The organism is Pseudomonas sp. SC11 (genome assembly GCF_047039205.1).
Lineage (GTDB): Bacteria > Pseudomonadota > Gammaproteobacteria > Pseudomonadales > Pseudomonadaceae > Aquipseudomonas > Aquipseudomonas boreofloridensis.
Genome location: NZ_CP178183.1, coordinates 1818798 through 1833447 on the forward strand (window position 1 = coordinate 1818798; position 14650 = coordinate 1833447).

General features: G+C 62.7%; 14 protein-coding genes. 9 read left to right on the forward strand and 5 right to left on the reverse strand.

All coding sequences use genetic code 11. The features are described 5' to 3' along the window. Positions 1-29 precede the first annotated feature (29 nt). The 4 genes from ACK2SD_RS08485 to phhA all read right to left on the reverse strand — a co-directional run bounded on the left by ACK2SD_RS08485 (position 30) and on the right by phhA (position 2904). A complete protein-coding gene (locus ACK2SD_RS08485) occupies positions 30-1217 on the reverse strand; it encodes an MFS transporter (protein WP_116888685.1) in 1188 nt (395 codons plus the stop codon). Between the two features lie 94 nt (positions 1218-1311). Next, positions 1312-1440: a hypothetical protein gene (locus ACK2SD_RS08490; RefSeq protein ID WP_275898054.1), complete on the reverse strand. Its 129-nt coding sequence runs from the start codon at positions 1438-1440 to the stop codon at positions 1312-1314. Positions 1441-1722: 282 nt separating this feature from the next. Further along, the gene (locus ACK2SD_RS08495) at positions 1723-2079 is read right to left on the reverse strand and encodes a 4a-hydroxytetrahydrobiopterin dehydratase (protein WP_304483275.1); all 357 of its coding nucleotides are present in this window, start codon (positions 2077-2079) and stop codon (positions 1723-1725) included. 39 nt (positions 2080-2118) lie between these two features. Then, positions 2119-2904 (reverse strand): phenylalanine 4-monooxygenase, encoded by a 786-nt coding sequence (gene phhA, locus ACK2SD_RS08500; protein WP_412461881.1) that lies wholly within the window; start codon positions 2902-2904, stop codon positions 2119-2121. A 252-nt stretch (positions 2905-3156) separates the two neighbouring features. Between phhA and ACK2SD_RS08505 the strand changes: the two genes are divergently transcribed. After that, the gene (locus ACK2SD_RS08505) at positions 3157-4719 is read left to right on the forward strand and encodes a sigma-54-dependent transcriptional regulator (protein ID WP_295482481.1); all 1563 of its coding nucleotides are present in this window, start codon (positions 3157-3159) and stop codon (positions 4717-4719) included. 61 nt (positions 4720-4780) lie between these two features. Here ACK2SD_RS08505 and ACK2SD_RS08510 read toward each other — a convergent pair whose 3' ends face one another. Then, on the reverse strand, positions 4781-5038 hold the full coding sequence (locus tag ACK2SD_RS08510) for a DUF2790 domain-containing protein (protein WP_029614282.1): 258 nt from the start codon (positions 5036-5038) through the stop codon (positions 4781-4783). A gap of 402 nt (positions 5039-5440) precedes the next feature. Between ACK2SD_RS08510 and acs the strand changes: the two genes are divergently transcribed. The 8 genes from acs to aruF all read left to right on the forward strand — a co-directional run bounded on the left by acs (position 5441) and on the right by aruF (position 14621). Beyond that, positions 5441-7402, forward strand: a complete 1962-nt coding sequence (acs, locus tag ACK2SD_RS08515; protein ID WP_039579080.1) for an acetate--CoA ligase — start codon at positions 5441-5443, stop codon at positions 7400-7402. Positions 7403-7912: 510 nt separating this feature from the next. After that, positions 7913-8698 (forward strand): ABC transporter substrate-binding protein, encoded by a 786-nt coding sequence (locus tag ACK2SD_RS08520; protein ID WP_412461882.1) that lies wholly within the window; start codon positions 7913-7915, stop codon positions 8696-8698. A gap of 91 nt (positions 8699-8789) precedes the next feature. Then, complete coding sequence (locus tag ACK2SD_RS08525; RefSeq protein WP_029614280.1) at positions 8790-9479, forward strand: ABC transporter permease; 690 nt, start codon at positions 8790-8792, stop codon at positions 9477-9479. Further along, on the forward strand, positions 9476-10174 hold the full coding sequence (locus ACK2SD_RS08530) for an ABC transporter permease (protein ID WP_039579076.1): 699 nt from the start codon (positions 9476-9478) through the stop codon (positions 10172-10174). The genes ACK2SD_RS08525 and ACK2SD_RS08530 overlap by 4 nt, the downstream gene beginning before the upstream one ends. Positions 10175-10196: 22 nt before the next feature. Beyond that, positions 10197-10961, forward strand: a complete 765-nt coding sequence (locus tag ACK2SD_RS08535) for an ABC transporter ATP-binding protein (RefSeq protein ID WP_039579073.1) — start codon at positions 10197-10199, stop codon at positions 10959-10961. Positions 10962-11054: 93 nt separating this feature from the next. Beyond that, positions 11055-12035 carry a transcriptional regulator ArgR gene (argR, locus tag ACK2SD_RS08540; protein ID WP_412461883.1) on the forward strand — a complete coding sequence of 327 codons (981 nt, stop codon included), beginning with the start codon at positions 11055-11057 and terminating at the stop codon, positions 12033-12035. Between the two features lie 205 nt (positions 12036-12240). Continuing rightward, positions 12241-13461, forward strand: a complete 1221-nt coding sequence (locus ACK2SD_RS08545; RefSeq protein WP_412461884.1) for an aspartate aminotransferase family protein — start codon at positions 12241-12243, stop codon at positions 13459-13461. Between the two features lie 140 nt (positions 13462-13601). Then, the gene (gene aruF / locus ACK2SD_RS08550; protein WP_116888677.1) at positions 13602-14621 is read left to right on the forward strand and encodes an arginine/ornithine succinyltransferase subunit alpha; all 1020 of its coding nucleotides are present in this window, start codon (positions 13602-13604) and stop codon (positions 14619-14621) included. The last annotated feature ends 29 nt before the right edge of the window (positions 14622-14650 follow it).

Sequence of the window (14650 nt, forward strand, 5' to 3'; positions counted from 1 at the left end):
ATGGTCACCCCGCGCCTTCACAGGCGCGGCTACCCGCGATCGTATCGGCGCGTCTGCCGGTACAGATACACACTCAACACCAGCCCGCACACCGCAGCCCCAGCGGCGAACAGGAAGATCGAGCGGAATCCGAACCCTGCGGCCACCGCGCCCACCAGTGGCCCGGTGATCCCCAGCGACAGGTCGATGAACAACGAGTACGCCCCCACCGCTGCGCCGCGGTTGGCGGCCGACACCTGATTGACCGCCTCCACGCCCAGTGCCGGGAAGACCAGGGAGAAACCGAATCCGCTCAAAGCCGCGCCGAGCAGCGCAAGCTCCGCGCTCGGTGCCAGCCACAGCATCAACAGCCCGAGGGTTTCCACCGACAGGCAGGCGATGGCCACGCGAAAGCCGCCCAGGCGGTTGATCAGGTTGCCGAACACCAGGCGCGCGCAGATGAAGCTGGCGCCGAACACGCTCAGCGTCAGTGCGGCGCTCGGCCAGCCGCGACTGGCGTAGTAGAGGGTGATGAAGGTCGCGATGGTGCCGAAGCCGATCGAGCCCAGAGCCAGTCCCGCGCCGTGGGGAAACACCTTGCCCAGCACTTGCAGAAATGGCAGGCGCTTGCCGGCCACGATCGGCGCCGCCGGCTTCGACCACGCCAGGGCCAGACCGATCAGGCCCAGCGCAATGATGCTGGCGCCCATGCTCCACAGCCCCAGGCGGTTGACCATCAGCACCCCGAGCGGAGCGCCGATGGCCAGGGCGCCGTAACTGGCGATGCCGTTCCAGGAAATGACTTTGGCCGTGTGTTCGGCGCCCACGCGACCAATGCCCCAGCCTATCGAACCCGAGCCCACCAGGCTTTCCGCGCTGCCTAGGACCAGGCGTCCCACCAGCAGGCAGGCCAGGCTCACCCACGGCAGGTGGCCGAGGAAGCTGCACGCCAGCATGAACACGCCGCTCAGGCCGCAGCCGGCCAAGCCCCACATCACCGCCTTCTTGCTGCCCAGATTGTCGATGATGCGGCTGGCGGTGGGGCGGCTGAGCAGGGTGGCCAGGTACTGCACGCTGATCACCAGGCCGGCGAGTACGGCGCTCAAGCCCAGGTCGTTATGCACGTAGCCGGGTAGCACGGCCAGCGGGATGCCGATGTTCAGGTAGCCGATGAAGGTGAACAGCACGATGGAGACGATTTGCAGCGTGATCGCCAGGCGGCGCGGTGATTCGGGCATTGGGGGATTCGCGGGAGAGGGTCTGGACAGTGTGAAAGCGCGCTGACGGGGCGAGCCCGCAGGTCAGCCGTTTTCACACGGTCGGGGTGCGCGATTAGTCCTGATCGGCGCTGGAGGGGTCGTCACCTTCGTGCCCAGCGGGTGCCGGCTCGGCGGCATGGGCGGTAACGGTCTGCTCTTCGGGGTTCAGGCTTGGGAAGGGAAGATTCGGGATTTCGTGCATCTCGTCGTTCCTCGCAAGTGTGAGTGAAAAGGCTGCGCCAGGCGCATTCTGAAGCGTTTGCAACGCCGAGGCAGGATACAGGAGTCTGGATGACAGTTTGAAAAAAATCCCGCGCGCACTTCGGATTTGTGGGCGGATAGCGGACGGTCAACGCGCTGGGCGAGCGCGAGAAACCTTGAGCAGTGGGAGGTGGCAGCGATCATGGGCGCTGCTCGCGCCAGGTGCAGAGGCGCGGGCATCGCGGGTGAATCGCAGCGGCAAACCGCTGCGAATGTGCAGCGCTTACTTACGCCCTTCAGCCGTTTGCGCCACTTGGTCGGTACGCGCGCACATGATGAAGTCGTTGCGGTGCAGGCCCTTGATGGAGTGGCTCCACCAGGTGACGGTGACCTTGCCCCATTCGGTCAGCAGGCCTGGGTGATGCCCTTCGGCCTCGGCGATTTCACCGACCGCGTTGGTGAAGGCCAGCGCATGCTTGAAGTTCTTGAACAGGAACACCCGCTCCAGTTCCATGTGACCGTCGCGCACTTCCACGCTCCAGTCGGGTATTTCGCGGATGAGCTCGGCCAGCTCTTGGTCGCTGACCTTCGGTGCATCGGCACGGCACGCTTCACAGTGGGCTTGGTTCAAGGCATTCATCGAGGGTTTCCACTATCAGTTTGTTGTCGACAAGGTGGCTCAGGCCGCCTTGGGTGGGAATTTCGGCGCATGCAAGCCCAACTGCGTGGCTCGCTGGACCATGCCCATGATGTCTTCGTGGGCCAGGTCGAACAGGCGCTTCATGTTCGGCAGCACGAAATACACCGGCTGCAGAATGTCGATGCGATACGGCGTGCGCATGGCTTCGATGGCGTCGAAGGCCTGGTGCTCGGGCTCGTTGGAAAGGCTATACAGGGTTTCCTTGGGCGAGGAGAGAATACCGCCACCGTAGATCTTGCGGCCGTGAGCAGTCTCCATCAGGCCGAACTCGATGGTCATCCAGTACAGTCGCGCCAGGTACACGCGCTGCTCCTTGGTCGCGGCCAGGCCGAGCTTGCCGTAGGTATGGGTGAACTCGGCGAACCAGGGATTGGTGAGCAAGGGGCAGTGACCGAAGATCTCGTGGAAGATGTCCGGTTCCTGCAGGTAGTCGAGTTCTTCCGCGCTGCGAATGAAGGTGGCGACAGGGAAGCGCTTGCTGGCCAGCAATTCGAAGAACGTCTGGAAGGGGATCAGCGCCGGGACCCGGGCGACTTGCCAGCCGGTGGTAGCGCCCAGCACCTTGTTGACTTCACCCAGTTGCGGGATGCGGTGGTGGGGCAGGGCGAGCTGCTCGATGCCGTCCAGGTATTCCTGGCAGGCGCGGCCCTCGATCACCTTCAACTGACGGGTGATCAAGGTGTTCCACACCGCATGCTCATGCTGCGGGTAGTCGATAAAACCTTGCGCGTCGGGCTCACGGGCCACGTACTGCGTTTGTTTCATGTCGCTCTCCTGCTGAGGGCTTTGTTGTTATGACCGCAATGGCATTAGAAATAGCCCTTGGTTTGGGCGATTGCATCCGGTGATCAGGTCAGGCGAGCAGTATCTGCAAAGGATTTCTGTAAGGTAAATTTTACAAAGAGCTTGTATTGACCGAAGATCCGCCTTCCTAAGGCCTTAAGGCTGATTGATTTGTCAGCTTATCTTTACGAATTTCTGCGCTGAACATGAAAAAGACGGCGTGACGGAGCTTCCATGCGCATCAAAGTCCATTGTCAAAACCGCATCGGCATCCTGCGCGACATTCTCAATCTTCTGGTGGAGTACGGCATCAACGTGCTGCGCGGGGAGGTCGGCGGCGATCAGGGCAATGCGATCTATCTGCACTGCCCCAACCTCATCAATCTGCAATTTCAGGCCCTGCGTCCCAAGTTCGAGGCCATCGCCGGCGTGTTTGGTGTCAAGCGCGTCGGCTTGATGCCCAGCGAGCGCCGACATATGGAACTCAACGCCCTGCTCGGTGCGTTGGAATTTCCCGTGCTGTCGGTGGACATGGGCGGCAGCATCGTCGCGGCCAACCGCGCGGCGGCGCAGTTGTTGGGCGTGCGCGTCGACGAAGTGCCTGGGCTACCGCTGGCGCGCTACGTCGAGGATTTCGACCTGCCGGAACTGGTGCGGGCCAATCAGTCGCGCATCAACGGCCTGCGGGTCAAGGTCAAAGGCGATGTATTCCTGGCCGACATCGCCCCGCTGCAGTCCGAGCACGATGACAGCGAAGCGCTCGCCGGCGCCGTGCTCACGCTGCACCGCGCCGACCGCATCGGCGAGCGCATCTACAACGTACGCAAACAGGAGTTGCGCGGTTTCGACAGCATCTTCCAGAGCTCTCGGGTCATGGCCGCAGTGGTGCGTGAGGCGCGGCGCATGGCGCCGTTGGATGCGCCGTTGTTGATCGAGGGCGAGACCGGCACCGGCAAGGAGCTGCTGGCCCGCGCCTGTCACCTGGCCAGTCCGCGCGGCCAGGCGCCGCTGATGGCGCTCAACTGCGCCGGGTTACCGGAATCGATGGCCGAGACCGAGCTGTTCGGTTACGGTCCTGGCGCCTTCGAAGGCGCCCGCGCCGAAGGCAAGCTCGGCCTGCTGGAACTGACGGCAGGCGGTACGCTGTTTCTCGATGGCGTGGCCGAGATGAGCCCGCGGCTGCAGGTCAAGTTGCTGCGCTTCCTGCAGGACGGTTGTTTTCGTCGTGTCGGCAGCGACGAGGAGGTGCATCTGGACGTGCGGGTGATCTGCGCGACCCAGGTGGACCTGTCGGAGTTGTGCGCACGCGGCGAATTTCGTCAGGATCTGTATCACCGCCTCAATGTGCTGTCATTGCATATTCCGCCACTGCGTGAATGCATGGACGGTCTCGAAGGATTGGTTCGTCATTTCCTCGACCAGGCCAGTCGACAGATTGGCTGCGCCTTGCCGACATTGGCACCGGCGGCATTCAACAAGTTGAGTCTTTATCAATGGCCGGGCAATGTGCGGCAACTGGAGAACGTGGTATTCCAAGCCGTCTCGTTATGCGAGGGCGGGGTGGTGAAAGTTGAACATATTCGCCTGCCGGATTACGGCGCGCGTCAACCGCTGGGTAACTTTTCGTTGGAAGGGGAACTGTCGGATATTATCGGTCGCTTTGAAAAAGCGGTGCTTGAAAGTTTGAAGGCAGACTTTCCAAGTAGTCGAGCGCTGGGGAAACGATTGGGCGTCTCGCACACGACGATTGCCAACAAGTTACGCGATTATTCCCTGGGCAAGATGACCGATCGATAGTGGGCCCGTGGGGTGTCCGTCGAGGCGGCGAAAGGGGCCCGCAGGGCCCCCGTGTCGCGACTCAACCGTTGGAGCAGCCATTGCCCATCACGCGGTACTCGAGGACGTGTCGGTGGCCTTGGGAGTCCTCGTAGGTCATGCGCGCCGGCACCACTGCGCAGACATCGGCGACCGGGCTCATGGACAGCACCTTGGCGATATCCAGGTGCTGGGAGTAATTGTAGTGTTCGACCGGAATCTGCTCGGCGGGCGGCGTCAGGTCATCGGCCATCGCCGCGCTGCAGACACTGCCCAGTAGCAATACCAGTAAAGCTTTCATGTTCGAGTTACCTGTCTAAGGTCGTGAAGGGACGCGCGGCACGCAGGGCGCCGCGAAAACGTACAACGTTGAAAGTTGAGTTCGGGAGAGGATCAACAAAGCCGCGTGGGGGCTGGACTGGAAGTTGATCGGTTTGCCGTTGTTGGCGAGGGCCATGTTAGGCCTGCGTGGCAAGTTGAAAAAGACACTGTTTTGATACAGTTTTTGCTGGATTCGGTAACAATCTTTTCCTGCGCCACCGCTTTTTTCTGGACATCAGCGATTACGCCGGTTGCAGCGCTGTCGTGAAAGCGCTGACGCGCCAGTCGGGTTTTGGTACTACCAACGTCGAATGGTCACGCGCGCTCTGGTACAGTTAAAACCTTCGTATACAAAAACAACTATTACACCGAGGTAAAACAGATGAGTGCGGCTCCCCTGTATCCCGTTCGTCCCGAGGTCGCGGCAAACACCCTGACCGACGAGGCCACCTACAAGGCCATGTACCAGCAATCGGTGATCAACCCGGACGGCTTCTGGCGCGAGCAGGCCCAGCGCCTGGACTGGATCAAGCCTTTCACCAAGGTCAAGCAGACCTCTTTCGATGACCACCACGTGGACATCAAATGGTTCGCCGACGGCACTCTGAACGTCTCCTACAACTGCCTGGATCGTCACCTCGAAGAGCGGGGCGATCAGTTGGCCATCATCTGGGAGGGTGACGACCCCTCCGAGCACCGCAACATCACCTACCGCGAGCTGCACGAACAGGTGTGCAAATTCGCCAACGCGCTGCGTGGGCAGGACGTGCACCGTGGCGATGTGGTGACCATCTACATGCCGATGATTCCCGAAGCGGTGGTGGCGATGCTCGCCTGTGCACGCATCGGCGCCATTCATTCGGTGGTGTTCGGCGGCTTCTCGCCTGAAGCGCTGGCCGGACGCATCATCGACTGCAAGTCCAAGGTGGTGATCACCGCCGACGAGGGCCTGCGCGGCGGCCGACGCACGCCGCTCAAGGCCAACGTCGACCTGGCCCTGACCAATCCTGAAACCAGCAGCGTGCAGAAGATCATCGTGTGCAAGCGCACCGGTGGCGATATTGCCTGGCACCAGCACCGCGACATCTGGTACGAGGACCTGATGAAGGTGGCCTCCAACCACTGCGCGCCCAAGGAAATGGGCGCCGAGGAAGCGCTGTTCATCCTCTATACCTCGGGTTCGACCGGCAAGCCCAAAGGCGTGCTGCACACCACCGGCGGTTACCTGGTGTACGCCGCGCTCACCCATGAGCGGGTCTTCGACTACCGTCCGGGCGAGGTCTACTGGTGCACCGCCGACGTAGGTTGGGTCACCGGGCACAGCTATATCGTCTATGGTCCGCTGGCCAACGGCGCCACCACGCTGCTGTTCGAAGGCGTGCCGAATTACCCCGACATCACCCGTGTGTCGAAGATCGTCGACAAGCACAAGGTCAACATCCTCTACACCGCCCCGACCGCCATCCGCGCGATGATGGCCGAAGGCGAGGCGGCAGTGGCCGGCGCCGACGGTTCGAGCCTGCGCCTGCTTGGCTCGGTCGGCGAGCCGATCAACCCGGAAGCCTGGAACTGGTACTACAAGACGGTCGGCAAGGAGCGTTGCCCGATCGTCGACACCTGGTGGCAGACCGAAACCGGCGGCATCCTCATCAGCCCGTTGCCAGGTGCCATCGGCCTCAAGCCAGGCTCGGCGACCCGGCCGTTCTTCGGCGTGGTGCCGGCACTGGTGGATAACCTGGGCAACCTGATCGAGGGCGCGGCCGAGGGCAACCTGGTGATCCTCGACTCCTGGCCGGGGCAGTCACGTTCGCTGTATGGCGACCACGACCGTTTCGTCGACACCTACTTCAAGACCTTCCGTGGCATGTACTTCACCGGTGACGGCGCGCGTCGCGACGAAGATGGCTACTTCTGGATCACCGGGCGGGTCGACGACGTGCTCAACGTCTCGGGCCACCGCATGGGCACCGCCGAGATCGAGAGCGCCATGGTGGCGCACGCCAAGGTCGCCGAAGCGGCGGTGGTGGGCGTGCCGCACGACATCAAGGGGCAGGGCATCTATGTCTACGTCACCCTCAACGCCGGCGAGGAGCCCAGCGAGCAGTTGCGCCAGGAGTTGAAGAACTGGGTGCGCAAGGAGATCGGCCCGATTGCCTCGCCGGATGTCATCCAGTGGGCACCAGGCCTGCCCAAGACCCGCTCGGGCAAGATCATGCGCCGTATCCTGCGCAAGATCGCCACGGCCGAGTACGATGCGCTGGGTGATATTTCCACCCTGGCCGATCCGGGTGTGGTGCAACACCTGATCGACACCCACAAGGCCATGAGCCGGGCGTCGGCGTAATTGCATGACAGGGGCTGCGATGCAGCCCCTTTTCATTCTCGCGGCAGCTGCCCCCTGACGGGATTGCTGCTCGATTTTGCCGAGTGTTACCCGATATTCATCGGTAACCCGTCGCGCTGATCCATTGCACCGAATCGGGGCCAGAGGAAACAGTCCTGCAGCCCTCCGGTGCATTTCCTATCCCATCGTCACCCCCACGCACCCCGCACTTGCCGGAATTCAAGGCTTTGCCAATAATAGGCGCGCTTATTGCTTCGTCTAAAGGTTGTATTCCTTTTGCGCTTGCATGTTTCGCAAGAGCTGTCAATATCGCCGCCCGCAGGTTTATGCGCTTCTATACGTAGTTGTCGCTTTGAAGAAATATCGACCACCGGGCTGCCGTTAGAATGCCACTCACTCGCTCGTGGTCTGCGACCCTGGTCGAACCCTGCGCGGCTCGCGTTGTACTCATTCGCCTCTCGGGCAGTCGTTTCCCTGCCTGCTAGTGCCCCGTACCGATGGAGTTACCTGATGAAGAAGCTCGCACTGCTTGGCGCCCTGGCGCTGTCCGTGTTTTCCCTGGTCTCGCAGGCCGACGAAAAGCCGTTGAAGATCGGTATCGAAGCGGCCTATCCACCCTTTGCCTTCAAGCAGCCCGATGGCAGCATTGCCGGCTTCGACTACGACATCGGTAACGCTCTGTGCGAAGAGATGAAAGCCAAGTGCGAGTGGGTCGAGCAAGAATTCGACGGCCTGATCCCGGCACTGAAAGTGAAAAAGATCGACGCCATCCTGTCCTCCATGTCGATCACCGATGATCGCAAGAAGTCGGTTGACTTCACCAACCGCTATTACCTGACTCCGGCGCGCCTGGTGATGAAGGACGGCACCACCGTGAGCGACAGCCTCGACGAGCTCAAGGGCAAGAAAATCGGCGTGCAGCGTGGTTCGATCCATGACCGCTTCGCCAAGGAAGTGCTGGCACCGAAGGGCGTCACCGTCGTGCCCTATGGCACGCAGAACGAAGTCTACCTGGACGTCGCGGCCGGTCGCCTGGACGGTACCGTGGCCGATGCCACCCTGCTCGAAGACGGCTTCCTCAAGACCGACGCTGGCAAAGGCTTCGCCTTCGTCGGGCCTGCGTTCACCGACGTGAAGTACTTTGGCGACGGTGTGGGTATCGCCGTGCGCAAGGGTGATGACGCCAACCGCGAGCGCATCAACAAGGCCATCGACGCCATCCGTGCCAACGGCACGTACAAGCAGATCGAGGCTAAGTACTTCAACTTTGATATCTACGGTCCAGACGCGAAATAAGCGTCCGGCAATCACCTGAGCAATGGTGCAAACAGCAGGAGCGCTGAGGTTTGCACCATTTTTCGTTCCCAAGTCCTGAGGAATTCGAAACATGTTGAAAGGCTACGGGGCAGTCATCCTCGAGGGGGCGTGGCTGACGTTGCAGCTCGCCCTGTCGTCGATGGCCCTGGCCATCGTTCTCGGCCTGATCGGCGTAGCCTTGCGGTTGTCGCCGGTGCGCTGGCTGGCCTGGCTGGGCGACCTCTATTCCACGGTCATCCGTGGCATCCCGGACCTGGTGCTGATCCTGCTGATCTTCTACGGCGGTCAGGACATCATCAACCGGGTCGCGCCGCTGGTCGGCTACGACGACTACATCGACGTGAATCCGCTGGTCGCTGGCATCTTCACCCTGGGCTTCATCTTCGGTGCCTATCTGTCGGAAACCTTCCGTGGCGCGTTTCTCGGGATTCCCCGTGGGCAGGCCGAAGCCGGGGCGGCTTATGGCATGAGCTCGCGGCAGGTGTTCTTCCGCATCATGGTGCCGCAGATGATCCGTCTGGCGATTCCGGGCTTTACCAACAACTGGTTGGTGTTGACCAAGGCCACTGCGCTGGTGTCGGTGGTGGGCCTGCAGGACATGATGTTCAAGGCCAAGCAGGCAGCCGACGCTACCCGCGAACCTTTTACCTTCTTCCTGGCGGTAGCCGCGTTGTACCTGGTGTTGACCAGCGTCTCGCTGCTGGCGCTCAAGTACCTGGAAAAACGCTACTCGGTCGGCGTGAGGGCCGCTGAACTATGATCTTCGACTACAACGTCGTCTGGGAAGCCATGCCGCTGTACCTCGGTGGCCTGCTCACCACGCTCAAGTTGCTGGCGCTGTCGCTGTTCTTCGGCTTGCTGGCGGCGATCCCGCTGGGTTTGATGCGCGTCTCGCGCCAACCGCTGGTGAACATGACCGCCTGGCTCTACACCTACGTGATTCGTGGCACGCCGATGCTGGTCCAGTTGTTCCTGATCTACTACGGCCTGGCCCAGTTCGAGACCGTGCGCGAGAGCTTCCTGTGGCCGTGGCTGTCCAGTGCGACCTTCTGCGCCTGCCTGGCCTTCGCCATCAACACCAGTGCCTACACCGCCGAAATCATCGCCGGCAGTCTCAAGGCCACGCCCCATGGCGAGATCGAAGCGGCCAAGGCCATGGGCATGTCGCGCCTGAAGATGTACCGCCGCATCCTGCTGCCTTCGGCGCTGCGCCGCGCGCTGCCGCAGTACAGCAACGAGGTGATCATGATGCTGCAGACCACCAGTCTGGCGTCGATCGTGACCCTGATCGACATCACCGGCGCCGCGCGCACGGTCAGTGCCCAGTACTACCTGCCTTTCGAGGCCTTCATTACCGCGGGCGTGTTCTACCTGTGCCTGACCTTCATCCTCGTGCGCCTGTTCAAGATGGCCGAACGCCGCTGGCTCAGCTACCTGGCGCCGCGCAAGCACTGACCGCTCTGTGAGAATCGACAGCATGTACAAACTCCAAGTCCAAGACCTGCACAAGCGCTACGGCAGCCATGAGGTCCTCAAGGGCGTGTCCCTGGAAGCCAAGGCGGGCGATGTCATCAGCATCATCGGCTCCAGCGGTTCCGGCAAGTCCACCTTCCTGCGCTGCATCAACCTGCTCGAGCAGCCCCACGCGGGCAGGATCGTGCTCAACAACGAAGCGCTCAAGCTGGTGGCCGACAAGGACGGGGCGCTGCGCGCCGCCGACAGCAAGCAACTGCAACGCCTGCGCTCGCGCCTGTCGATGGTGTTCCAGCACTTCAACCTGTGGTCGCACATGACTGCGCTTGAGAACGTCATCGAAGCGCCGGTGCACGTGCTGGGCGTCAATCGCAAGGAAGCGCTGGAAAAGGCCGAGCACTACCTGGCCAAAGTCGGTGTAGCGCACCGCAAGGACGCCTTCCCCGGACACATGTCCGGCGGCGAGCAGCAGCGTGTGGCGATCGCCCGTGCGCTGGCCATGGAACCTGAGGTCATGCTGTTCGACGAACCGACCTCGGCGCTTGATCCGGAGCTGGTGGGCGATGTGCTCAAGGTCATGCAGGCGCTGGCCCAGGAAGGTCGGACGATGGTGGTGGTCACCCACGAGATGGGCTTTGCCCGCGAGGTGTCCAACCAGTTGGTCTTCCTGCACAAGGGGCTGGTCGAGGAGCGCGGCAATCCACGCGAAGTGCTGGTCAATCCGCAGTCCGAGCGTCTGCGCCAGTTTCTCTCCGGCAGCCTCAAGTAAAGGCTGCACTCGCGCACCAGAATAGGGCATGCTGCGCTACGGGCGCGGCAGCGCCTGCCGCCTCATTCGACCCCAGGTTTCGGACCGTCACCTATGACCACCCAGCGAATCGGCTTTCTCATCTGGCCCGGCACTCGGCCGCTGACCCTGGCTCTGGCCGAGGAAGTGCTGCAGCTTGCCCAGCGGGTGCACCCGGAGGTGATCTACGACCTGAGCTACCTGCAGGCCGAGCCCGCCGAAGAGGGCGCCTGGCGTCTGCCGGGCGAGCCTTGGAATGGTCGTCTCGAAGGCCTGCACAAACTGCTGCTGTTGGCGGATGAACCCACCTTGGCCCTGGGTGCGCCGCTGACGACGGCGCTCAAGCAGGTGGCGCGCAGCGGCTGCATGGTCGGTGGCCTTTCTGCTGGCGTGTACCCGCTGGCCTTGCTGGGTTTGCTCGATGGCTACCGGGCCGCGGTGCACTGGCGCTGGCAGGACGACTTCGCCGAGCGCTTTCCCAAGGTTATCGCCACTAGCCATCTGTTCGACTGGGACCGTGACCGCCTGACCGCTTGCGGCGGCATGGCGGTCACCGACCTGCTACTGGCGGTATTGGCCCGTGACCATGGCGCTGAACTGGCGGGAGCGGTGTCCGAGGAACTGGTGGTCGAGCGCATTCGCGAGGGCGGCGAGCGCCAGCGCATTCCGTTGCAGAACCGCCTGGGCTCCAGCCATCCCAAGCTGACCCAGGCGGTGCTGTTGATGGAGGCCAATATCGAAGAGCCGTTGACCACCGACGAAATCGCCCAGCATGTCTGTGTGTCACGCCGGCAACTGGAGCGGATTTTCAAGCAGTACCTCAATCGCGTGCCCAGCCAGTACTACCTGGAACTGCGTCTGAACAAAGCCCGGCAGATGCTGATGCAGACCAGCAAGTCGATCATCCAGATCGGCCTGTCCTGCGGGTTTTCCTCCGGGCCGCATTTCTCCAGTGCCTACCGCAACTTCTTCGGCGCCACACCCCGTGAAGATCGCAACCAGCGGCGCAGCAGCAGTCCGTTCGAGCTGAGTTCGACGCCCGCGGAGAAAGGCTGAGGCGTGCAGCGTTCACCCAATGCCATGCTGCCGGTACACTGCGCGAATGCGACCGTGTTTGTCGCATTGCCGAAAGCCTTGGCAAAACCGGGTTTGACCCTGTAACAAGTTGTCGCCTGGCAGCAAGGACAGGCGTCGATCAGTCCTTACAATCCCCCCATCGCTGGTGACTCCACAGGCCAGCGTTCCTCTTCAGGAGACTCAGATGTCCGTTGAGCAAGCCCCAGTGCAACGTGCCGATTTCGACCAGGTCATGGTGCCCAACTATTCCCCGGCGGCCTTCATTCCCGTCCGAGGCGAGGGTTCCCGTGTGTGGGATCAATCGGGCCGCGAACTGATCGACTTTGCCGGCGGCATCGCGGTGAACGCCCTGGGCCATTGCCACCCGGCGCTGGTCAAGGCCCTGACCGAGCAAGCCAACACGCTCTGGCACGTGTCCAACGTGTTCACCAACGAACCGGCCCTGCGCCTGGCGCACAAGCTGGTGTCCGCGACCTTCGCCGACCGTGCGTTCTTCTGCAACTCCGGCGCCGAATCCAACGAGGCCGCTTTCAAGCTGGCCCGTCGCGTGGCTCATGACCGCTTCGGCCCGGACAAGCACGAAATCATCGCCACCGTGAACAGCTTCCACGGGCGCACCCTGTTCACCGTCAGTGTCGGTGGCCAGCCCAAGTATTCCGATGGCTTCGGCCCGAAGATCACCGGCATCAGCCATGTGCCCTACAACGACCTCGAGGCGTTGAGGGCGCAGATCTCGGACAAGACCTGCGCGGTGGTCATCGAGCCGATCCAGGGCGAAAGCGGCGTCGTGCCCGCCGATCAGGCTTACCTTGAGGGCGCGCGTGCATTGTGCGACGAGCACAACGCTCTGCTGATCTTCGACGAGGTGCAAACCGGCGTCGGCCGTACCGGTTCGCTCTACGCCTACCAGCACTACGGCGTCACCCCGGACATCCTCACCAGCGCCAAGAGCTTGGGCGGCGGCTTCCCGATCGGCGCCATGCTGACCACGGCCGAGCTGGCCAGCCACCTGGCCGTTGGCACCCACGGCACCACCTACGGCGGCAACCCGCTGGGGTGCGCCGTTGCGTGCGCGGTGATGGACGTGGTCAACACCCCCGAGACCCTGGCAGGCGTAAAGGCCAAGCACGCGCGGTTCAAGACGCGTCTGGAAGCCATCGGTCAGGCTGCCGGGCTGTTCAGCCAGGTGCGTGGTGTCGGCCTGCTGATCGGCTGCGTCCTCACCGAAGCCTGGAAAGGCAGGGCCAAGGACGTGCTCAACGCCGCCGAGAAAGAAGGGCTGATGGTGCTGCAGGCCGGTCCCGACGTAGTGCGTTTCGCCCCGAGCCTGGTGGTCGAGGATGCTGATATCGACGAGGGCCTGGCCCGCTTCGAGCGCGCCGTACGCACGCTGACCCAGGGCTGATCGGCCTGCGGTTCATCGCCGATGCGGGCTGCGCCGCGTCGGCGATCATCGAATTCCAGTGCGGGGGCTGCGCGTGCCAGCACGTACCCGCCGATTTTCCGTGCCGACCCGTTCGGCCCGTATTCCTGAGGAGTGACACCATGCTGGTGATGCGCCCCGCGCAAATGGCGGACCTGAACGAAGTGCAGCGCATGGCTGCCGACAGCCCCATTGGTGTCACTTCGCTGCCCGATGATGCCGGGCGCCTGGGCGACAAGATCGCCGCTTCGGAAACCTCCTTCGCCGCCGAAGTCAGTTTCAATGGCGAGGAAAGCTACTTCTTCGTGCTCCAGGACAGCGTCACCGGCAAGCTGGCCGGCTGCTCGGCCATCGTCGCCTCGGCGGGCTATTCCGAGCCGTTCTACAGCTTTCGCAACGAGACCTTCGTGCACGCGTCGCGCGAGCTGAAGATCCACAACAAGATCCACGTCCTGTCGCTGTGCCATGACCTCACCGGTAACAGCCTGCTGACCAGCTTCTATGTGCTGCCCGAACTGGTCGACAGCGGCTGGGCCGAGCTGAATTCGCGAGGGCGCCTGCTGTTCATGGCCTCGCATCCGGAGCGCTTTGCCGAGTCGGTGGTGACCGAGATCGTCGGCTACAGCGACGAGCAGGGCGAGTCGCCGTTCTGGGACTCGATCGGGCGCAACTTCTTCGACCTCAACTACGCCGACGCCGAACGCCTGTGCGGCCTGAAGAGCCGTACCTTCCTCGCCGAGCTGATGCCGCACTACCCGATCTACGTGCCATTGCTGCCCGACCGCGCCCAGGAAGCGATGGGCCAGGTCCACCCGCGGGCGCAGATCACCTTCGACATCCTGATGCGAGAGGGCTTCGAAACCGAGCACTACATCGACATCTTCGATGGCGGGCCGACCCTGCATGCGCGCACCTCGGCCATTCGTTCGATCGCCCAGAGCCGCGTGGTGCCGGTCAGGCTCGACGATACGCCGATCAAAGGTGGACGCCCGTACCTGGTGTGCAATGGTCAGTTGCAGGACTATCGCGCCGTGTTGCTGGAGCTGGACTGGGTGCCGGGCAAGCCGCTGGTGCTGAGCAATGAAGCGGCCGACGCCCTGGGCGTTGGCGAAGGTGGCAGTGTCCGTGTGGTTGCCGCCTGAGCCGAGCGCTCGCCGGCAGGCGCGATTCG